Genomic DNA, 17,436 nt, shown 5'->3' on the forward strand with positions numbered 1-17,436 from the left:
CTACTCTCTATATGTGTATTGATTGTCGCTAAAATACTTAACCTGTATTGCGTAAACCTGCAGCAATTCCTGTAATACTTACCATTAATGAGTGGTCTACAGGCGTATGCTCGGCTTGATGTTCTGCAACATAAGCACGGCGACGACGCATTAATTCTGCTTGCAATAAATGTAGTGGAAGAAGATACGTTTTACGCACACGCATTGCTTGGTCAAGTACTTCATTTTGACTTAATAGCTCAGATTCACCTTTTAAACGAAGTAATGTATCAATTGCATCTTGTAGTCGTTGACGTAACTCGTTGCCTAATGCATGTAAGTTTGGATCATTTGTTAGATGTGCTTCGTAATACCAAGCAACATCACCATCTGACTTCGATAACACCATCTCTAACATATCGATAAGCGTTTTGAAATACGGCCATTCTTGTAGCATTTCATCTAATTGCGATTTCTTATCTGCATTGAGTATTTCATCTAGTGCAGCCCCTGTTCCTAGCCAAGCAGGAAGCATTAAACGAATTTGTGTCCAAGCAAATACCCAAGGAATCGCACGTAAAGATTCGATACCACCGCTTACTTTACGTTTTGCAGGACGAGAACCTAAAGGTAACATTTGTAACTCTAGTTCAGGTGTAACTGTACGTAAGTAACTTACAAAATGTGGGTTTTCACGAACCGTTGCACGGTACACATGTACAGATGTTTCTGTCATCTGATCCATGAGCGTGCGCCATGCCTTTTTAGGCACAGGAGGTGGGAGTAGGGTCGCCTCAAGTGTTGCGGCTGTATAAATTTCCAAATTCTGTAAAGCAATGTCTGCGACACCAAATTTGAATCGAATCATTTCTCCTTGTTCAGTAACACGAATGGCACCTGAAATTGAACCCGGTGGTTGAGAGTACAAGGCTTGTTGAGTCGGTGCACCACCACGACTGATTGATCCGCCACGACCGTGAAATAGTGTTAAGCGCACATCATGTTTTTTCGCAACAGCAGTTAATTCTTCCTGAGCACGGTACTGTGCCCAATTGGCAGACATAAAGCCTGCATCTTTTGCAGAGTCTGAATAACCAATCATTACCTCATGTTTGCCCTGAATATGCTGTTTGTACCAATGCATATTAAAGAGTGTATCCATGGCTTTTGAAGCACCATCTAAATCTTTTAGGGTTTCAAACAAAGGCACGACACGCAAAGGATGCTGAATGCCTGCTTCTTTTTGCAACAGTAGCACAGCCAACACATCGCTTGGATGCTCTGCCATTGAAATAATGTAAGCACCTAAAGACTCAGGAGGTTGTTCAGCCAATGTACGCATTGTTGCAAACACTTCTTGTACATCGGGGTGGTTGATTAGACTTGTTTTTGGCTCATGAATAATTTTAGGAAGTAGAGGACGTTTACTTTGTAATTCATTAAGCAAAAAGTTTTGCTTTGCCTGTTCTGTCCATGTCTCAAAATTTCCAAGACCCAAGTATTCCGTAATTGCTGAAATTGCTTGGCGATGGCGTGTAGATTCTTGACGAATATCTAGTTTAAGTAGCTCAATTCCGAAGCATTGAACACGATGGATGAAATCGAGTAAATTACCATTGGCAATTTCTGCAAGATTACATTCAATTAATGATTTATGACAAAGCATTAAAGGTTCTAATAAGTCATTTTTATGACGAATTAAGCGAGGGTGATCTGTGGTTGGATTACCTTGTAATTTGTCTGCAAGCCATTCATGAGTTAAACGTAAACGTTCACGGGTATCTCTTAAATACTCACGATAAGGTTCTGCATGATCATTGCCTAAAGCTTGGCGTAGTTCAGGCGTACATTCCTGAATAGACAGCTCCCAACGTAGACTTTCTAAGTCACGTAAGTAGAGGTCAGTTGCTTGCCAGCGAGAAAACCATAGTACTTGCTGAGTAACCTTATGTGTAACATTTGGGTTCCCATCACGGTCGCCACCCATCCAAGAGGCAAAACGTATAGGTGTTGAGTGTATTGGCAAAGGCTTACCACATTTTTCTTCAACCAATGCACTTAATTCACGTAAAAAGCGTGGAATCGCTTTCCATAGTGTTTGCTCAATAACTGCAAAGCCCCATTTCGCTTCATCTACAGGTGTTGGACGCTGTTGACGAATTTCGTCCGTATGCCATGCAGAACAGATAAGATGCTTCAGGTCTTCAATAATTTTTGTGCGTTGATGAGGCGTTAATTTCTTCTGATCTAATGTTTCAAGACATAGATTAATATTGTCATACTTTTGAATAAGCGTACGACGACTGACTTCTGTTGGGTGAGCAGTAAGTACAAGCTCAATATTTAAATCACAGATTTGTTGATATAGCGTTTCTTGATCAATATCGTGCTGTTGTAGTTTTTCAAATAGTGGAATGAGTGGATTTGGTGAAGTTCGTGCTGTATCGAATTCAGCTTCTCGACGTCCACGTACAACATGGTATTGTTCTGCAATATTTGCAAAATTTAAAAAATGGGTAAAGGCGCGTGTGAGTGGAAGGAAAGCATCATCCTCGAGGTTCAAAAATAATTCTTCTAGCTTTTTTTCAGCTTCAATTTGACCATCACTTGCACCCTTTGCCAAAGCACGAATTTGTTCAACTTGGTTAAACAGATCTTCTCCAACATGTCTTTTTAAAGTTTCTCCAAGGAGATTACCTAAAAGACGAACATCGTCGCGTAATGGGGCATCGATATCTTGTGCCATAATAAATTCCTTCTAAGGAGTATGTTTCTTATAAAATAAAGAATGATGCTTTGAATTATTAATCCTCAATAATCTCCTTCAACCATAGCAAATAAAGATCAAAAAATCTTTAGCCATTGGTCTACCATTGGTTTAAAAATAGAAAAGATTTGAACTGATCATGTGTATGTTCAGCATAGCCAAGAAATATGTGAAGGAATGACATAAATACTTACATTTTGTTTAGTAGTTTTGTGAATTATGCAGAACTATATTGGGATTGTAGATGCTAAATTTACAAAACTACTTTATAGTAGTGGGCTAATTTTAAAAGATAATTTCAAGCAATGATCCATGGCATCATAAGAGGTCATGAGAGAGGTCTACACTACATGGGGCAAGACAATATTCTCAAGCACCGACGTTTAATGAATTGGGCATATGTTTTTATGTTTTTTGCATTATTCACTGCTGTCACAGGTGTCATTGCCTACCTCTTGTCTGCAAAAGTTGCACATGCACAAGATGTCGAAGTTTGGATACAAGCCCAAGCTTTATGGGTTATGCGCAGTATTCTCTTTTTTATTACTACAAGTATTTTTGCCTCATTGTGGTTTATTCCTTTACACTTTTACTACTGGGACACTTTCTTGTGGGTAAAAGGTTGTACGATTGCGGGAATCGTTTTTGTCTTTATTGCATGGATGATGTTGCTCAATGCCTTTATTAAAGGCTTGGTCAGATATGTAAAAAAGAAAGCTGTATTTTAGTAAAATTAAATTTTCTACAAATCTCCCCTTGTAAAATAAATCAATAGCCCAATCTATTCGAAAGTTATCGTATTTTTTCAAATTCCGTAAGGAGCATCGCCTATCATGGCTAAACGTGATTATTATGAGGTTTTAGGTGTAGCTAAAACCGCAAGTGATGATGAAATTAAAAAAGCCTACCGTAAGTTGGCGATGAAATATCACCCTGACCGCAACCCTGACAATGCTGAAGCTGAAGATAAGTTCAAAGAAGCAAGTGAAGCTTATGAAGTACTTTCAGATAGCGAAAAACGTAGTATGTATGACCGTATGGGACATAATGCGTTTGAAGGTGGCTTTGGTGGTGGCGGTGGCTTCGGCGGCGGCGGTTTTAGCGCAGAAGACATTTTTAGCCAGTTTGGTGATATTTTCGGTGGTGCATTTGGTGGTGGTGGCCGTGGTCAACAACGTCAACGTAAAGGCTCCGATCTTCGTTATGTTATGGAGCTCTCGTTAGAAGAAGCAGTTTCAGGCGTTAAGAAAACCATTACATTTACTGCTCCTGCACCTTGTGATGCTTGCGATGGTAAAGGTTCTCAAAATCCAAATGATGTACAAACATGTACGACCTGTCATGGTGCAGGTCAAGTGCGTATGCAACAAGGATTTTTCTCTGTACAGCAAACATGTAGTACATGTCATGGACAGGGTAAAATTATTAAAAACCCATGTGGTACCTGTCATGGTTCTGGTGTAAAAGATCGTCAACAATCGTTAGAAGTAACGATTCCTGCAGGTGTTGACAATGGCGACCGCGTTCGCTTGACTGGTAAAGGTGAAGCAATTCGTAATGGTCAAGCAGGTGACTTATATGTAGAAGTTGCTGTACGTGAGCATGCTGTATTTCAGCGTGACGGTGCAGACCTATATATGGATGTACCGATTAGCATTGCAGATGCAGCGCTTGGCAAAGAAATTGAAATTCCAACGCTTGATAGCCGTGTAAGCTTGAAAATTCCTGAAGGCACACAAAATGGAAAAGTTTTCCGTTTGCGTGGCAAAGGTGTTCGTCCTGTACGTGCAAGCATGGTTGGTGATTTACTTTGTCGTATTGTGGTCGAAACCCCTGTAAATCTAACCAGTCATCAGCGTGATTTACTAAAAGAGCTTCAAGCTTCTATGGATGGCACAGACCATCATTCAAGCGAAAAGAAAAAATCTTTCTTTGATCGTTTAAAAGAAACATTCGATTAATTTATTGAATGACTATAAAAAACCTACCTGCAAATGGTAGGTTTTTTTATGTTTAGGTCGAAACGGATCATTTTAGTTTGTTATATTAGATAACATAAAAGACTCAATGTTTAGGAAAAGAAAATGTCTAGTTCACCTCGTATTGGTATTTTAGGTGCAGGCGGTCGAATGGGCCGTATTTTAATTCAGGCAGTACAACAAGCGGGTTACACTTTAGCTGCTGCTGTAGAGCGTCCTGAAAGTTCTCTGGTGGGTGCAGATGCAGGAGAGTTGGCGGGCATTGGAAAGCTAGATGTGAAAATTGTTGGTGGACTAGAAACTGTACTTAAAGAGGTCGATGTTATTATTGACTTCACAGCACCTGCTGCAACAGAACAGCATCTAAAATTATGTCGTGATGCGGGTGTTGCAATGGTCATTGGTACGACAGGTTTTTCAGACGAACAAAAACAAATTCTTGAAGAAACAGCAAAATATATTCCAATTGTATATGCAGCTAACTACTCGGTGGGTGTAAATGTTTCTATTAAACTTCTTGAACTTGCTGCTAAAGTATTTGGTGATACGGTAGATATAGAAGTCATTGAAGCACATCATCGTCATAAAGTAGATGCACCATCAGGTACAGCACTTATGATGGGTGAAGCTGTGGCTGATACACTTGGTCGCAATTTAAAAGAAGTTGCTGTATATGGCCGTGAAGGGTATACGGGACCAAGAGATCGTCAAACGATTGGTTTTGAAACGATTCGTGGCGGCGATATTGTTGGTGAACATACCGTGATGTTCATTGGTGAAGGTGAACGTGTAGAAGTGACACATAAGGCAACAAACCGTATGAACTTTGCTTCTGGTGCTGTACGTGCGGCTGTATGGGTCGTTGGAAAAGAAGCACAAAAATATGATATGCAAGATGTCTTAGATTTGAAAAAACCTTTGAACTAATTTTATAAGCCTGAACATTGTTCAGGCTTTTTTATGAAAACTGAATCACAATATCTTCATATGATGTGTTTTGTTTAAAATTAAATAAAATAGATCATTAAATTGTTATATTATTTTACTGATTTAAATATAGTCAATTTACTGTCATGGTTTGAAGTTAATCTAAGCTTCCTCATAGAAACATGACGGTAAAAAACCATGCCTTTAAGAAATAACGTCGAGGTAAGAGCTCAGCGTATTATTTTACGCGTTTTTTCAGCGACAGATGCAAGAGAAGCATTTGAAGCAATGACACCTAGCTTGTCGAAGTTTATGAGTTGGGAGGTACCTAAAACCCCTGCTGATTTTGAAAAAGTTTGGAAAGGTTGGGAAGAAAATCGTAAACGAGAGTTAGAGATCGTTTTCGTTATTCGAGATAGAAAAACACAAGAGTTTTTAGGGCTTGTGGGGTTACATCGTTTAACTACTGCGCCTCGTATTGGTATTTGGATTAAAGAAGTCAGTCATGGACGTGGGTACGGTAAAGCATCTGTACAAGCAGTCATTGAATGGGCAGCGCAGGAGCTAGGAATTGAGCAATTTAGTTATTCTGTTGCAGAAGAGAATATTGCCAGTCAACGTATTGCACAGTCGCTCGGCGGTGTCAAAAATGGTTATTTAGTGGGTTCGAAATATAACGCACAAATTTATAAAATTATGCATCATGTTCCGATATTCAAAGAGGCTTTATAAGTTTAAGATTAAAGAGCGATATAAGAACAAGATATAATTTTTAAAAATAAATATTTATTCAAATGGGATCATGGGGTTTATGCCCAGAAGTCTGAGCATAAACATATCAAATATTAAGAAAAATCAGATTTTAAAACCACACGGTAGCGAACATTCCCAGATTTTAGGTGTTCGATAGCTTCATTCACTTTTGACATTGGGTATAACTCAATTTGTGGTGCAATGTTTTTACGTGCTGCAAATTTTAAGAGCTGACGTAATGTAGATGGTGAACCAGTCGTTGAGCCTGCTAATGATTTTGTACCACTGATTAATAATGGCGCAGGAATTGATACAGGTTCTAAAGGAATACCTAAGAGATGTAGACTGCCATTTGGGGCAAGTGTTGAAAGATAACTTGCCCAATCTAAAGTTACATTCACTGTACTGAGTAAAAGATCAAATTTTCCAGTCTGTGATTTTAAAGCCTCTGAATCTCGGCTATTAACAACATGGTCTGCACCCATTGCCTTGAGTTCATCTGTTTTATCTAGATTTGAAGTAAAGGCTGTAATCTCGCAACCCCATGCTTTCAATAGCTTAATGGCAATATGTCCTAAGCCACCAATACCAACGACACCAACGTGATGAATGGCTTTGATGTCATGTTGAATGATTGGATTGAAGACAGTAATACCTCCACACAATAAAGGTCCTGCACTCTCAGGATTAACTTCATCTGGTAAAGGAATAGCCCATTGCCAACCTGCACGTACTTTATCTGCAAAACCACCAGCATGACCTACAATCGTTGGTGTTTGCTCACCTGTACAAAGGACTTGATGACCGCTAATACATTGATCACATGACTCACAACTTTCAGCATTCCAGCCAATACCAACACGTTGTCCGACTTTAAGACCTTTTGCTTCTGAGCCTAAGCGTGAAATTGTGCCAATAATTTCGTGACCTGCCACCACAGGATAAGATGAAACGCCCCAATCATTATTAAGGACGGATAGGTCGGAGTGGCATAACCCACAATATTCAACTTTAACTTCAACTTGATGAGCTTCGAGCTCACCTGCATCGAATTCATATGCTTCTAGTTTTGCACCAGCTTCTTTTGCTGCATAAGCACGAATCGTATTGTTAGACATTGTTTCTCCTAGAATTAAGTTTTTATTTTATATTACTTAAACATACAATCATTTTCATGATCATTCACCATGCCAGAAGCTTGCATAAATGCATAGCAGATGGTTGGGCCGACAAACTTAAAACGATACTTTTTAAGCGCTTTTGACATCGCTTGACTTATGATTGTACTACTTGGAAGTGTCTTGTAATTATCGATATGATGGATAATTGTTTTTTGTTGTACAAAAGACCAAAGCCATGTGGATACATCACCCACTTCTGATTTAAGCGCTTGCCATGCAATAGCATTATCACGAATTGAATAAATTTTTTTAGCGTGCCGTATCAGGCCTTGATCTTGTAATTTTTCTGTTAGAAAATGATCTGAAAATTGTGCAATCTCATGGATAGAAAATTGGAAAAAGTGGTGGCGATAGCATTCGCGCTTCTTGAGAACGGTTAGCCAAGAAAGTCCAGCTTGTTGCCCCTCTAGACAGAGTAACTCAAAGAGGCTCTGCTCATCATATAAGGGTTTTCCCCATTCTAAATCATGATACTGAATATATATGGAATCGTTTAAACACCAACCACAGCGTGACATATCATTGATCTCATCGTTATTATCTAATGTGTTTAGATTAAACGAAAGTTTATGAGATAAGAATAGGGGATGGGGGATTACGAAACGTCGTTAAATGCTTGCCATATACTGTGTTTTTGATCCCAAAAAAATAGTTTAGCATTCTTTAAGGCTTCAAAAGAAAGCCAAACATCAGTGCCTTTCTTCTCATTAAATCCTGTACTGATAAGCAGTCCTTCTTCAGAAACTTCCATAATCCAACCTTGATAAGTTATTTCAGGAAATTCAATTTTCTGTTGGTTGCCAGATTCTGCAAATTCAATTAAAGATGCTAACTGTTGATCAGACATTAAAAATCACCATTTAAATAAGGGAAGGGGTTTGTCGCACCACGTCCTTTGCCTGTTAAATAAATACCATAGTGTAAATGGCTTGCTGTATATTTTGCATTGCCACTATTTCCCACATAGCCAATTGTATCACCAATGTGAACATAGTCGCCCACACGTAATCCAGATTTATGACGATCTAAATGTGCATAATAGTGCCATGAGCCACTAGGGCCTAGAATCCAAACAACATTTCCACCTAAGTTATTGCCTTGTAGGCTAGCGACAATTCCTTCTGTTGCACTAATGACACGTGTTCCACGTGGAGCCATAATGTCTACACCTTCATGGCGTCTACCTACACTGCGTGCAGCTCCCCAAGTGTCTGTGAGCTGCTGACGTGTAATACCAAAGACAGGAATTGGTAAAACAGGGCTAAGTGGCAATTGTTTCAAATATTGAACATCTCTTGCAGGTAAGGGATGTGATTTTTTAACAGGAGTATGCTGGCATGCACTGATCAAAAAAGTACAGCAAAGAATAATAATAGAGGTTGAATATTTCACTGAAAGATCCTTTTTACATGGGTTTAAACACCAAGATCTTTATATTTATTGGCTGTCGTAATTACTTTTTTCATTGCAGTTGGAATACCTCGTTCGTCTGCTTGTTCTGGTGTTATCCATTCACCACCAATATTTTTAGCAAAGATCTCTTTTTGTTCAGGTGTAATACTTACAACTTGAACTTCTAATTGCCATGTAAAATGTGTAAAGCTGTGCTTAATTTCAAATGTCGATTCAACGGGTGGTAGACTCAAAGCACGATATTCTTGCTGTATTGGTACATCATAAATTGGAAGAGACCATAAGCCACCCCACAATCCAGTCGATGGACGCTGATACCAAAGCCAAAGATTATGAGAGCGAAGTAGTAGAACCTTTGCATATTTTATTGGTACAGGTTTTTTTGTTTTCTTAAAAGGAAGCTCGTTTTCAAGTCCTTGTTGATGTGCTTTGCAATGTTTTTGCATTGGACAATAAAGGCATAATGGTTTTTTAGGGGTACATACTGTTGCACCTAAATCCATAATCGCTTGTGTATAGTCGTGGTTGCGCTCTGTTGGACAAAGTGAAGTTGCAAGACGCCACATTTCCTTTTCATGAATAGACTTCGTTAAGTCATCTTCAATAGCAAAGAACCGAGCGAGTACACGCTTCACATTACCATCCATAATTACGCCGTATTTGCGTAATCCGAGTGACATGAGTGCGCCTGCTGTCGAACGTCCAATACCAGGTAGCGCAATCCATTCTTCGAAGGTTTGTGGAAGTATTTTATTATTCTTAACGACTTGAGTTGCAGCTTTATGTAAGTTTCTTGCTCTTGCATAGTATCCAAGTCCTGCCCAATAAGGAGCGACCTCTTCCCATGATGCTTCGCCCAGTGCAACAACAGTTGGAAAGCGTTCAATAAAGCGGTCAAAATATTTGAGGACTGTTTTAACTTGGGTTTGCTGAAGCATAATCTCAGATACCCATACTTTGTAAGGATTATCTGAAACTTGCCAAGGTAGGTCATGACGACCATAGTCATCAAACCAGTTGAGTAATGCTTGAGAAAAAGAAAAATTCGACATATAAACCCTATTCTTAATGCGACATATTATAAATCGAATTAGATTAAAAATAAGGTTTAAACAGTTATTTTAATATTTACGCTACATTAAGATAGAGCATCTAAATCTGGTTGGTGTACACCCCAACGTTGATCTAACTGGAGTGCTTGTTTTTCATAGCGTGGAATAATATGAATGTGTAGATGCGCAGCACGGTCTTCGAATACATCACCATCATTGAAACCAATATGATAACCAGATGGTTTATAGCGCATTTCTAATTCATTACGTGCTTTTTCTAGCAAAGACATTAAGCTTTTTCGTTCTTGATCTGTAATTTCAAAAAATGAACTGATATGGCGTAAAGGTACAATAACCACATGACCTTTAGACAATGAAGTAGGCTCTGGAAAAACTACACCAAATTCGTTTTTTGCAATGATATCGTACTCATCTACATCGCAATAGATACATTTTTCTGAGGACATGATGTGTTCCTTTAGGCCATATCATTGAATAATATAAAGAGTTTAACCGATCTCTTTATATTATTGGCTTATCTTTAGTCTAACTCATTTTAATGAGGTTTTACTTGAGCGTGGTTTGAAGTAGCTCATCTAAAGCAATTAGGCTTTTTTGTTCTGCTTGTGCATTGTATCCCACATCTACACCTGTTTTTTTAGCGCGCTCATCTGCAAGTGGGTTCATAAATCCATGTTTTGCATGTTCTAAAACAAGGACTTGATGTGGCACGTGGGCACTTTCAAGTTCTTGGGTTATATTCGCTACATCTTCTAAACTTACCATACTGTCATCTTTACCATGACAAATTAAAGTTGCTGCTTTGAAAACTCCTTCTTTGGCTGGGTTTTGAGTTTGTAGGTTGCCATGAAATGATGCAACAGATTGGATGGGTGCGCCTGCTCGTGCAAGTTCAAGAACGACTTTACCACCAAAACAAAAACCAATTGCAGCGAGTCTATTCGGATCAACTTCAGGTTGGGCGCTTAAGGTTGCTAAAGCCGCATTCGCACGATCTACAATGGTATTGGGTTGTGCGAATGTCTCATTCATCCATTCGTGTGCTTGACTGGCTTCATCGGTTGTTTTTTTATCACCATACATGTCTACTGCAAAAGCTGCGTAGCCTTTTTCTGCGAGTGCTTTTGCACGCTCTACAACATAGTTGTCACGTCCCCACCACTCAGGTACAACGATTATACCTGCGACAGGTTGGTCTGTTTTAGGTGCTGCAAAAAAACCAACAAAATTTTTTCCGTCATGTGCCGTGTATTCAATTTCGCGGGTTGTAATGTCAGACATATTATTTTCCTATCAGTTAAGTTTTTATTTAATAAGTATTCTTTAGAAGTATATCGGGCAGATTAGAGTTGCTATGTCCAAGAACTTAGTTCTTGTTGTCTAAATCTTACCTTTATCATGTGGTTATCTATAACCCATCGTCAATATTTTTTATGTGTCAAAAAGCAAAAATCTGCATTGAGAAGACAATATATTTTACCATTCTTGAGCTGTTATAATATCTGCTATGTTGTACCTCAGTTGGTTGGAAAAATGCTTTCGTTACGTCCATTGTTTTGGAAAAAATATCCCCTAGCAGCACTCAATGCAGATGAATGGGAGGCATTGTGTGACGGTTGTGGCCAATGTTGTTTAATTAAACTTGAAGATGATGAAACGGATGAGGTTGCTTATACTAAAGTTGCTTGTCAGTTATTAGATTGTTCAACGGGGTACTGTTCCGACTATGTTCATCGTAAAAATTTTGTACCAGACTGTATTCAACTCACCCTTCAAAAAATTACTGAAATCGCTTATTGGTTACCTACGAGCTGTGCATATCGCCGTTTATATGAAGGAAAAAATTTACCATCTTGGCATTATTTGAATACAGGCTCACGTAAGAGTGTGATTCAGGCTAAAAAATCCGTTGCTGGTCGCTGTATTTCAGAAAAAGAAATTAATGATGATGATATTGATGAATATATTGTACGTTGGGTAAGATAGTCCAACGTACAATGAGATATTTAGATTGAAGCTAGTGTGCGTGGTGATGTTCTTGAGATTCTTGACGTTCAGCCCATGCCTTTTTCACAATTTGTAGCCCACCTGAAAAACCAAGTACTGCCATAATAAAAGCAACGATTAAGTCTGGAAGAATGCTTTGTGTCCCAAATACACCAAGTGCTGCGAGTAAAACAGCGATATTACCAATGGCATCGTTACGGCTACAAATCCATACCGAACGCATATTTGAATCACCTTCTCTAAAAGCATAAAGTACCAACGCGCTGATGATATTCGCGCCTAGTGCTAAGATACCAATCAGCCCCATTGTTATTGCTTCAGGTGGCTGTCCATTGGCATAAGACCAGATGACTTTTCCAACAACTAACCCTGCGAATAAAAGCATCATTGCACCTTTGAGGAGAGCAGCATTGGCACGCCAATATAAACTCATTCCCAATGCGATGAGTGAAAGAATGTAATTAAAAGAGTCACCTGCGAAATCGAGTGCATCTGCCCAAAGTGCAGCAGAACCTGACTGCATACCACCAATCACTTCGGTGAGAAATAAACTTAGATTGAGTATGAGTGCAATCCATAACGCATTACGAAATTTTTTTGAGTACGACTTTTTTGGAATGTCGTGACTGCAAGCGCATCCAGCCATTTGAAAATCCCCCAGAAGTTATTTAAACTCATTAGAAAGCTTGGAGTAACTCTAGGGTCAAGAGGTAAATATGAAATTTACAATTGGTGAGTTAGCAAAAAAAACAAAACTAAGCGCAGATGCGATTCGTTTTTATGAAAAGAAAAAATTGATTGCGCCTGCACAACGCGCAGACAATAATTATCGTTACTATGATGAAGATAGTCTTACACGACTCACTTTTATTCGGCATTGTCGTGAGTTAGGCATGTCTTTAAAAGAAATAGAAGCACTTCATTTGCAGTTACAGCATCCATTAAATAACTGTTCGGAAGTAAAACAGGTAATTACCAACCATTTAGCACATGTGAATGAAAAAATTGCTCAATTAAAAGTATTTAAAGAGCAATTGGAACAATTACAGCATTCGTGCCATTCAGATGAAACTATTCAGTCCTGCCAAATTATTCAAGCATTACAACGTTCGGATGATGAGCAATCTTTTGGACATGTAAGCACGATTGATTTACATTAAGCCCAACAACCACATGATGTGCATGGCGATTTTTTTTATAAAGCATGGCATGATGTAGAAATACTTCTTCTTATTTAGATTTGATTACATATTATTCATGATGACAGACAGCCACATTCCTTTACCTGAACGTATTCGTCCACGTGATTTATCTGAAATTATGGGGCAAGATCATTTGTTGGGTGAGCATGCGCCTTTACGTCAGATGATTGATCAAGGCCATTTACCTTCTATTATTTTTTGGGGGCCGCCAGGTGTTGGCAAAACAACGATTGCGCTGTTACTTGCTCAAGCGATCGATCGACCATTTGTAAGCTTATCTGCTCTAAATACAGGCGTGAAAGAGTTAAGAGAGGTAATTGCTGAAAGTGGTGATCTACTTACGCCTGTGGTATTTATTGATGAAATTCATAGATTTAATAAATCTCAACAAGATGCATTACTGGGTGCAGTCGAAAAAGGCAAAATTACGCTTGTAGGTGCAACTACAGAAAACCCATCGTTTGAAGTAAATAGCGCGTTATTGTCACGTTGTCAGGTTTATACACTAAATGCTTTAGATGAAAAGGCGCTTGTTCATTTATTAAATCATGCGATTGCGACAGATAAAATTTTACAAGCCCGCCATTTATTTATCGATGAATTTGAAGCACTTATTCAATTTTCAGCAGGTGATGCGCGAAAAGCACTCAATTTGTTAGACCTAGTTTCAAGTACATTCGATGTGAATGAAAATGTAAATCATATTACCAATGCACTTGTTGTTAAAGTTGCACAGCAAAATATTGCACGCTATGACAAAAGTGGTGAGCAACATTATGATCTTGTCTCTGCCTTTATTAAGTCGATTCGTGGGAGTGATCCTGATGCTGCTTTATATTGGATGGCACGAATGCTTAAGGGTGGAGAAGATCCATTATTCATTGCACGTAGAATGCTGATCGCTGCTTCTGAAGATATTGGGAATTCTAATCCAAATGCACTTCTTCTCGCAGGTGAGTGTTTCAGATCTGTACAAGTCATTGGTATGCCTGAAGCAAGGATTATTTTAGGTCAATGTGCGGTTTATCTTGCAACTAGTGCGAAAAGTAACAGTACATATCTGGCAATAAATAAAGCCATGGCACTTGCTGAAAAGACAACTGATGTTTCGGTACCACTTCATTTAAGAAATGCACCAACGACTTTAATGAAAGAACAAGGCTATGGTGTCGAATATTTGTATCCTCATGACTACCCTGAACATTTTGTAACTCAAGATTACCTCCCACCTGAATTAAAAGGTACAAAGTTATATGAGTCTGCACGTAATAAAAGAGAAGTAGAGGGTGAAAAATTACAACAGCGTCGTTGGAATAAAGAACAGGAATAAATATATAAGAAATTACATGGAGTGATTTTGAAAAAGTAGAGTTACATGTAGGTCAAATTATTGATGTGATCGATTTTCCAAAAGTGAGGAAACTTGCTTATACATTGCTTGTCGATTTTGATGATGAAATTGGTATATGTAAGTCGAGTGCTCAAATTACTGACTTATACAATGCATCTAACCTGAAAGGTAAGAAAGTCATTGCTGTTGTAAACTTTCCAAAAAAACAGATTGGAAAGTTTATGTCAGAGTGCTTAGTCACAGGCCTACATAATGAACATGGTGAGGTTGTTTTATGTGTTCCTGATGGTGAAGTATTGCTTGGTACAAAGTTACTGTAAGGTTTGAAACCAGTCTAAAAATAGATGGGGCCATGCGGTGGTTTCTGTACCTTGCTTTCCAAGTCCCCAACCATGACCACCATTTTTAAACTTATAAAACTGGTATGGAACATGTGCTTTATTCAATGAATGTTCTAAGAGAAGACTGTGCATGATCGGTGCAGTTTCATCATCTTCTGCATGTGCGAAAAATACCGGTGGCATTTTGGAAGAGACTTGCTCATCTACAGAAAATGCTTTTTCTAGAGCAATATTTTGAGTGTGTCCTAAAAGGCTATAGTAAGAGTGTGTAGTATTAAGAGGAGCTTCCATATGAATGACAGGATAAAGTAAAACTGTAAAGTCAGGACGTGCAGATATAGAGTCTAAAGCATCTTGTTGATTATAAAATGTTGTATTCCATCGTGTACTTAAAATCCCTGCGAGATGTCCTCCTGCTGAAAAGCCTAATACACCAATTTTATGTGCATCGTAACCATATTTTTCTGCACTTGCACGAATAATACGAATAGCACGTTGGCCGTCTGCAAATGGATCATTGCGTGAGTTGGCATTTTCTTTAATATTAGGTAGTCGGTAAATAAGTTCAAATACAGTAAAACCTTGTTTTTTTAACCATTTTGAAGTTGGCGTTCCTTCTTTATTTAATGCTTCATGTGCATAACCTCCACCACTGAGTACTAATATTGCAGTATGCTTATTATTCTCTTGCTGTGGTTGATATAAAGCCATCATTGGCGCTTCTATACCATGTCTATCTACATTTTTTTCTAATAATGACTGATGAAGTAGATTTTGATTGGGCCATATAGCAATACTTATAGGTTGTGCCCACAAAAGATGAGGTGTAATAAATATTGAAAAAATGAATAGAAAATAGCTTTTTAACATTGATGATCACCCTACAAAGAACTAGAAACTAAGGGAAGAGCATAATTCATCTATATTTAATCTATTCTTAAACCACAGGATAAATATTGTTAGTACCTGTAGTTTTCTGTTCGCCTGTTCTCTATTTTTGAATATGACCTTCTATATTTATTTATCACTGAAGCAGAAAAAAACCGAGCTAAATAACTCGGTTTTTATCATATTGAATATGATTAGATGCTGTCTAGATTTACGCCTAAACGATGTGCAACTTCTTCATATGCTTCTACGACATCGCCAAGTCCTTGACGGAAACGGTCTTTATCTAGTTTTTTCTTTGTTTCTTTATCCCATAGACGGCAACCATCTGGCGAAAATTCATCACCAAGAACGATACGATCGTGGAATACACCAAATTCAAGTTTAAAGTCGACAAGGATCATATCGCCTTCATTAAAGAGAGCAGTAAGTACTTCATTCACTTTATAAGTAAGCACTTTCATTTGTGCAAGTTGTTCTTCAGTTGCCCAACCTAAAGCCACAGACTGTGACTCGTTCACCATTGGGTCACCTAAAGCATCATCTTTGAAAAATAGCTCGAATGTTGGTGGTGTAAGTTGTTTACCTTCTTCTACACCCAAACGACGGCATAATGAACCTGCTGCATAGTTACGAACAACGCACTCTACAGGAATCATATCTAATTTCTTAACTAACACTTCACTTGGATTTAAAAGCTTTTCAAAATGGGTCTCGATACCTGCTTCTGCAAGTTTTTCCATAATGAAGGCATTAAATAGGTTATTTACCTTGCCCTTACGGTCTAATTGAGCAACTTTTTCGCCGTTGAATGCTGAAGCATCATCACGGAACACTAAAATTAAATGATCTGGATGATCTGTTTCATACACAGATTTTGCTTTACCGGTATAGAGCAGGGCTTGTTTTAACATGGGATAAACCTGTTTTTTCAAAAATAATGCTTAAAATTTAGGCTGGCCAATTTTGAGAAATTTGATCCAATAATGCTTTTGCTTTTGTTTGGTCAGCAAAACTATTATCAGGGTTAAACAATACAATTGTACTGTCTTTGCCAACAGCCGAAAGTTTAATGATATATGTACCATCATTACCTTGGATCGTTGCTTGATACTTTGAACGACTTTGGTCAGTGACCTGATAGTTCAGATGATTGAGCGCGCCAAGCGTATACTGCCAAATAGTATCAGGTTTACCGCTGACTTTCAGTAAAGGATTTTGCTGAGCATCAAATAATACAGTAGGACGGACATACAATCCCTGTTTTGCAGATGTTCTATTTGCAACTATTTCGCCTGGTCTAGGCATTGCAAATCGATTTCCCTTTTGATTTTCAAAATCAGGTGCGTGTTGAAGTGCAAGTGGATCAATTGTTGGAGCAGGATATAAAGGAGTTGCAGGTCTAACTTGATCACCTTCTGGATATTTAAGTGGTTCAAGCGTAGTTGCTTTTTTATAATCTAAAGATCCATTATTCACAGCCAATTTATGGCCTAAAGTGCTACAACCTGTAATTGCTAACACTGAAAGTGTGATAAATGTAAGACCTAAACGTAATTGCATAATATTGTGCTC

At 38.4% G+C, this 17,436-nt stretch carries 20 protein-coding genes; 8 read left to right on the forward strand and 12 right to left on the reverse strand.

Features of this window, described 5'->3' with window-relative positions:
- Positions 1-37 precede the first annotated feature (37 nt).
- Positions 38-2,725 (reverse strand): phosphoenolpyruvate carboxylase, encoded by a 2,688-nt coding sequence (gene ppc / locus OZX61_RS00250; protein WP_277094920.1) that lies wholly within the window; start codon positions 2,723-2,725, stop codon positions 38-40.
- Positions 2,726-3,096: 371 nt separating this feature from the next.
- Here ppc and OZX61_RS00255 point away from each other — a divergent pair, with 371 nt between their 5' ends.
- From OZX61_RS00255 to OZX61_RS00270, 4 genes are all read left to right on the forward strand, one after another.
- Positions 3,097-3,474 carry a hypothetical protein gene (locus OZX61_RS00255; RefSeq protein ID WP_195771704.1) on the forward strand — a complete coding sequence of 126 codons (378 nt, stop codon included), beginning with the start codon at positions 3,097-3,099 and terminating at the stop codon, positions 3,472-3,474.
- 105 nt (positions 3,475-3,579) lie between these two features.
- The gene (dnaJ, locus tag OZX61_RS00260) at positions 3,580-4,707 is read left to right on the forward strand and encodes a molecular chaperone DnaJ (protein WP_195771705.1); all 1,128 of its coding nucleotides are present in this window, start codon (positions 3,580-3,582) and stop codon (positions 4,705-4,707) included.
- Positions 4,708-4,830: 123 nt separating this feature from the next.
- A complete protein-coding gene (gene dapB, locus OZX61_RS00265) occupies positions 4,831-5,652 on the forward strand; it encodes a 4-hydroxy-tetrahydrodipicolinate reductase (RefSeq protein ID WP_277094921.1) in 822 nt (273 codons plus the stop codon).
- Between the two features lie 198 nt (positions 5,653-5,850).
- Positions 5,851-6,384: a GNAT family N-acetyltransferase gene (locus tag OZX61_RS00270; RefSeq protein WP_195771707.1), complete on the forward strand. Its 534-nt coding sequence runs from the start codon at positions 5,851-5,853 to the stop codon at positions 6,382-6,384.
- A 113-nt stretch (positions 6,385-6,497) separates the two neighbouring features.
- Here OZX61_RS00270 and OZX61_RS00275 read toward each other — a convergent pair whose 3' ends face one another.
- The 7 genes from OZX61_RS00275 to OZX61_RS00305 form a co-directional block, all read right to left on the reverse strand.
- Positions 6,498-7,523 carry an NAD(P)-dependent alcohol dehydrogenase gene (locus OZX61_RS00275; protein WP_277094922.1) on the reverse strand — a complete coding sequence of 342 codons (1,026 nt, stop codon included), beginning with the start codon at positions 7,521-7,523 and terminating at the stop codon, positions 6,498-6,500.
- Between the two features lie 32 nt (positions 7,524-7,555).
- Complete coding sequence (locus OZX61_RS00280; RefSeq protein ID WP_195771709.1) at positions 7,556-8,104, reverse strand: DNA-3-methyladenine glycosylase I; 549 nt, start codon at positions 8,102-8,104, stop codon at positions 7,556-7,558.
- A 77-nt stretch (positions 8,105-8,181) separates the two neighbouring features.
- Positions 8,182-8,433: a hypothetical protein gene (locus OZX61_RS00285; protein WP_195771710.1), complete on the reverse strand. Its 252-nt coding sequence runs from the start codon at positions 8,431-8,433 to the stop codon at positions 8,182-8,184.
- Entirely contained in the window at positions 8,433-8,978 is a 546-nt protein-coding gene (locus OZX61_RS00290) for a M23 family metallopeptidase (protein WP_277094923.1), read from the reverse strand. Before OZX61_RS00290 ends, OZX61_RS00285 begins: the two co-directional genes overlap by 1 nt.
- 23 nt (positions 8,979-9,001) lie before the next feature.
- Complete coding sequence (mutY, locus tag OZX61_RS00295; RefSeq protein ID WP_277094924.1) at positions 9,002-10,051, reverse strand: A/G-specific adenine glycosylase; 1,050 nt, start codon at positions 10,049-10,051, stop codon at positions 9,002-9,004.
- Between the two features lie 86 nt (positions 10,052-10,137).
- Complete coding sequence (locus OZX61_RS00300) at positions 10,138-10,518, reverse strand: HIT family protein (protein WP_277094925.1); 381 nt, start codon at positions 10,516-10,518, stop codon at positions 10,138-10,140.
- A gap of 100 nt (positions 10,519-10,618) precedes the next feature.
- Positions 10,619-11,353 carry a dienelactone hydrolase family protein gene (locus OZX61_RS00305; RefSeq protein ID WP_277094926.1) on the reverse strand — a complete coding sequence of 245 codons (735 nt, stop codon included), beginning with the start codon at positions 11,351-11,353 and terminating at the stop codon, positions 10,619-10,621.
- A 252-nt stretch (positions 11,354-11,605) separates the two neighbouring features.
- On the opposite strand from OZX61_RS00305, the gene OZX61_RS00310 reads away from it, so the two are divergent.
- The gene (locus OZX61_RS00310) at positions 11,606-12,058 is read left to right on the forward strand and encodes a YcgN family cysteine cluster protein (RefSeq protein WP_277094927.1); all 453 of its coding nucleotides are present in this window, start codon (positions 11,606-11,608) and stop codon (positions 12,056-12,058) included.
- Positions 12,059-12,089: 31 nt separating this feature from the next.
- On the opposite strand, the gene OZX61_RS00315 is transcribed toward OZX61_RS00310, so the two are convergent.
- The gene (locus OZX61_RS00315; RefSeq protein ID WP_195771716.1) at positions 12,090-12,725 is read right to left on the reverse strand and encodes a cation transporter; all 636 of its coding nucleotides are present in this window, start codon (positions 12,723-12,725) and stop codon (positions 12,090-12,092) included.
- 70 nt (positions 12,726-12,795) lie between these two features.
- On the opposite strand from OZX61_RS00315, the gene OZX61_RS00320 reads away from it, so the two are divergent.
- The 3 genes from OZX61_RS00320 (at position 12,796) to OZX61_RS00330 (ending at position 14,952) form a co-directional block, all read left to right on the forward strand.
- The gene (locus OZX61_RS00320) at positions 12,796-13,239 is read left to right on the forward strand and encodes a MerR family transcriptional regulator (RefSeq protein WP_277094928.1); all 444 of its coding nucleotides are present in this window, start codon (positions 12,796-12,798) and stop codon (positions 13,237-13,239) included.
- 100 nt (positions 13,240-13,339) lie between these two features.
- Positions 13,340-14,611, forward strand: coding sequence for a replication-associated recombination protein A (locus OZX61_RS00325; RefSeq protein ID WP_277095602.1), 1,272 nt, complete (start codon positions 13,340-13,342; stop codon positions 14,609-14,611).
- Between the two features lie 11 nt (positions 14,612-14,622).
- Positions 14,623-14,952, forward strand: a complete 330-nt coding sequence (locus OZX61_RS00330) for a tRNA-binding protein (protein WP_277095603.1) — start codon at positions 14,623-14,625, stop codon at positions 14,950-14,952.
- On the opposite strand, the gene OZX61_RS00335 is transcribed toward OZX61_RS00330, so the two are convergent.
- The 3 genes from OZX61_RS00335 to OZX61_RS00345 all read right to left on the reverse strand — a co-directional run bounded on the left by OZX61_RS00335 (position 14,944) and on the right by OZX61_RS00345 (position 17,424).
- The gene (locus OZX61_RS00335) at positions 14,944-15,843 is read right to left on the reverse strand and encodes an alpha/beta hydrolase (RefSeq protein ID WP_277094929.1); all 900 of its coding nucleotides are present in this window, start codon (positions 15,841-15,843) and stop codon (positions 14,944-14,946) included. The two genes, OZX61_RS00330 and OZX61_RS00335, sit on opposite strands and share 9 nt — an antisense overlap.
- A 212-nt stretch (positions 15,844-16,055) precedes the next feature.
- A complete protein-coding gene (gene purC / locus OZX61_RS00340; RefSeq protein ID WP_277094930.1) occupies positions 16,056-16,775 on the reverse strand; it encodes a phosphoribosylaminoimidazolesuccinocarboxamide synthase in 720 nt (239 codons plus the stop codon).
- 37 nt (positions 16,776-16,812) lie between these two features.
- Positions 16,813-17,424 carry a lipoprotein-34 precursor (NlpB) gene (locus OZX61_RS00345; protein ID WP_195771720.1) on the reverse strand — a complete coding sequence of 204 codons (612 nt, stop codon included), beginning with the start codon at positions 17,422-17,424 and terminating at the stop codon, positions 16,813-16,815.
- Positions 17,425-17,436 lie beyond the last annotated feature (12 nt).

It is taken from the genome of Acinetobacter sp. ESL0695, assembly GCF_029392135.1.
Taxonomy (GTDB): Bacteria; Pseudomonadota; Gammaproteobacteria; order Pseudomonadales; family Moraxellaceae; genus Acinetobacter; species Acinetobacter pollinis.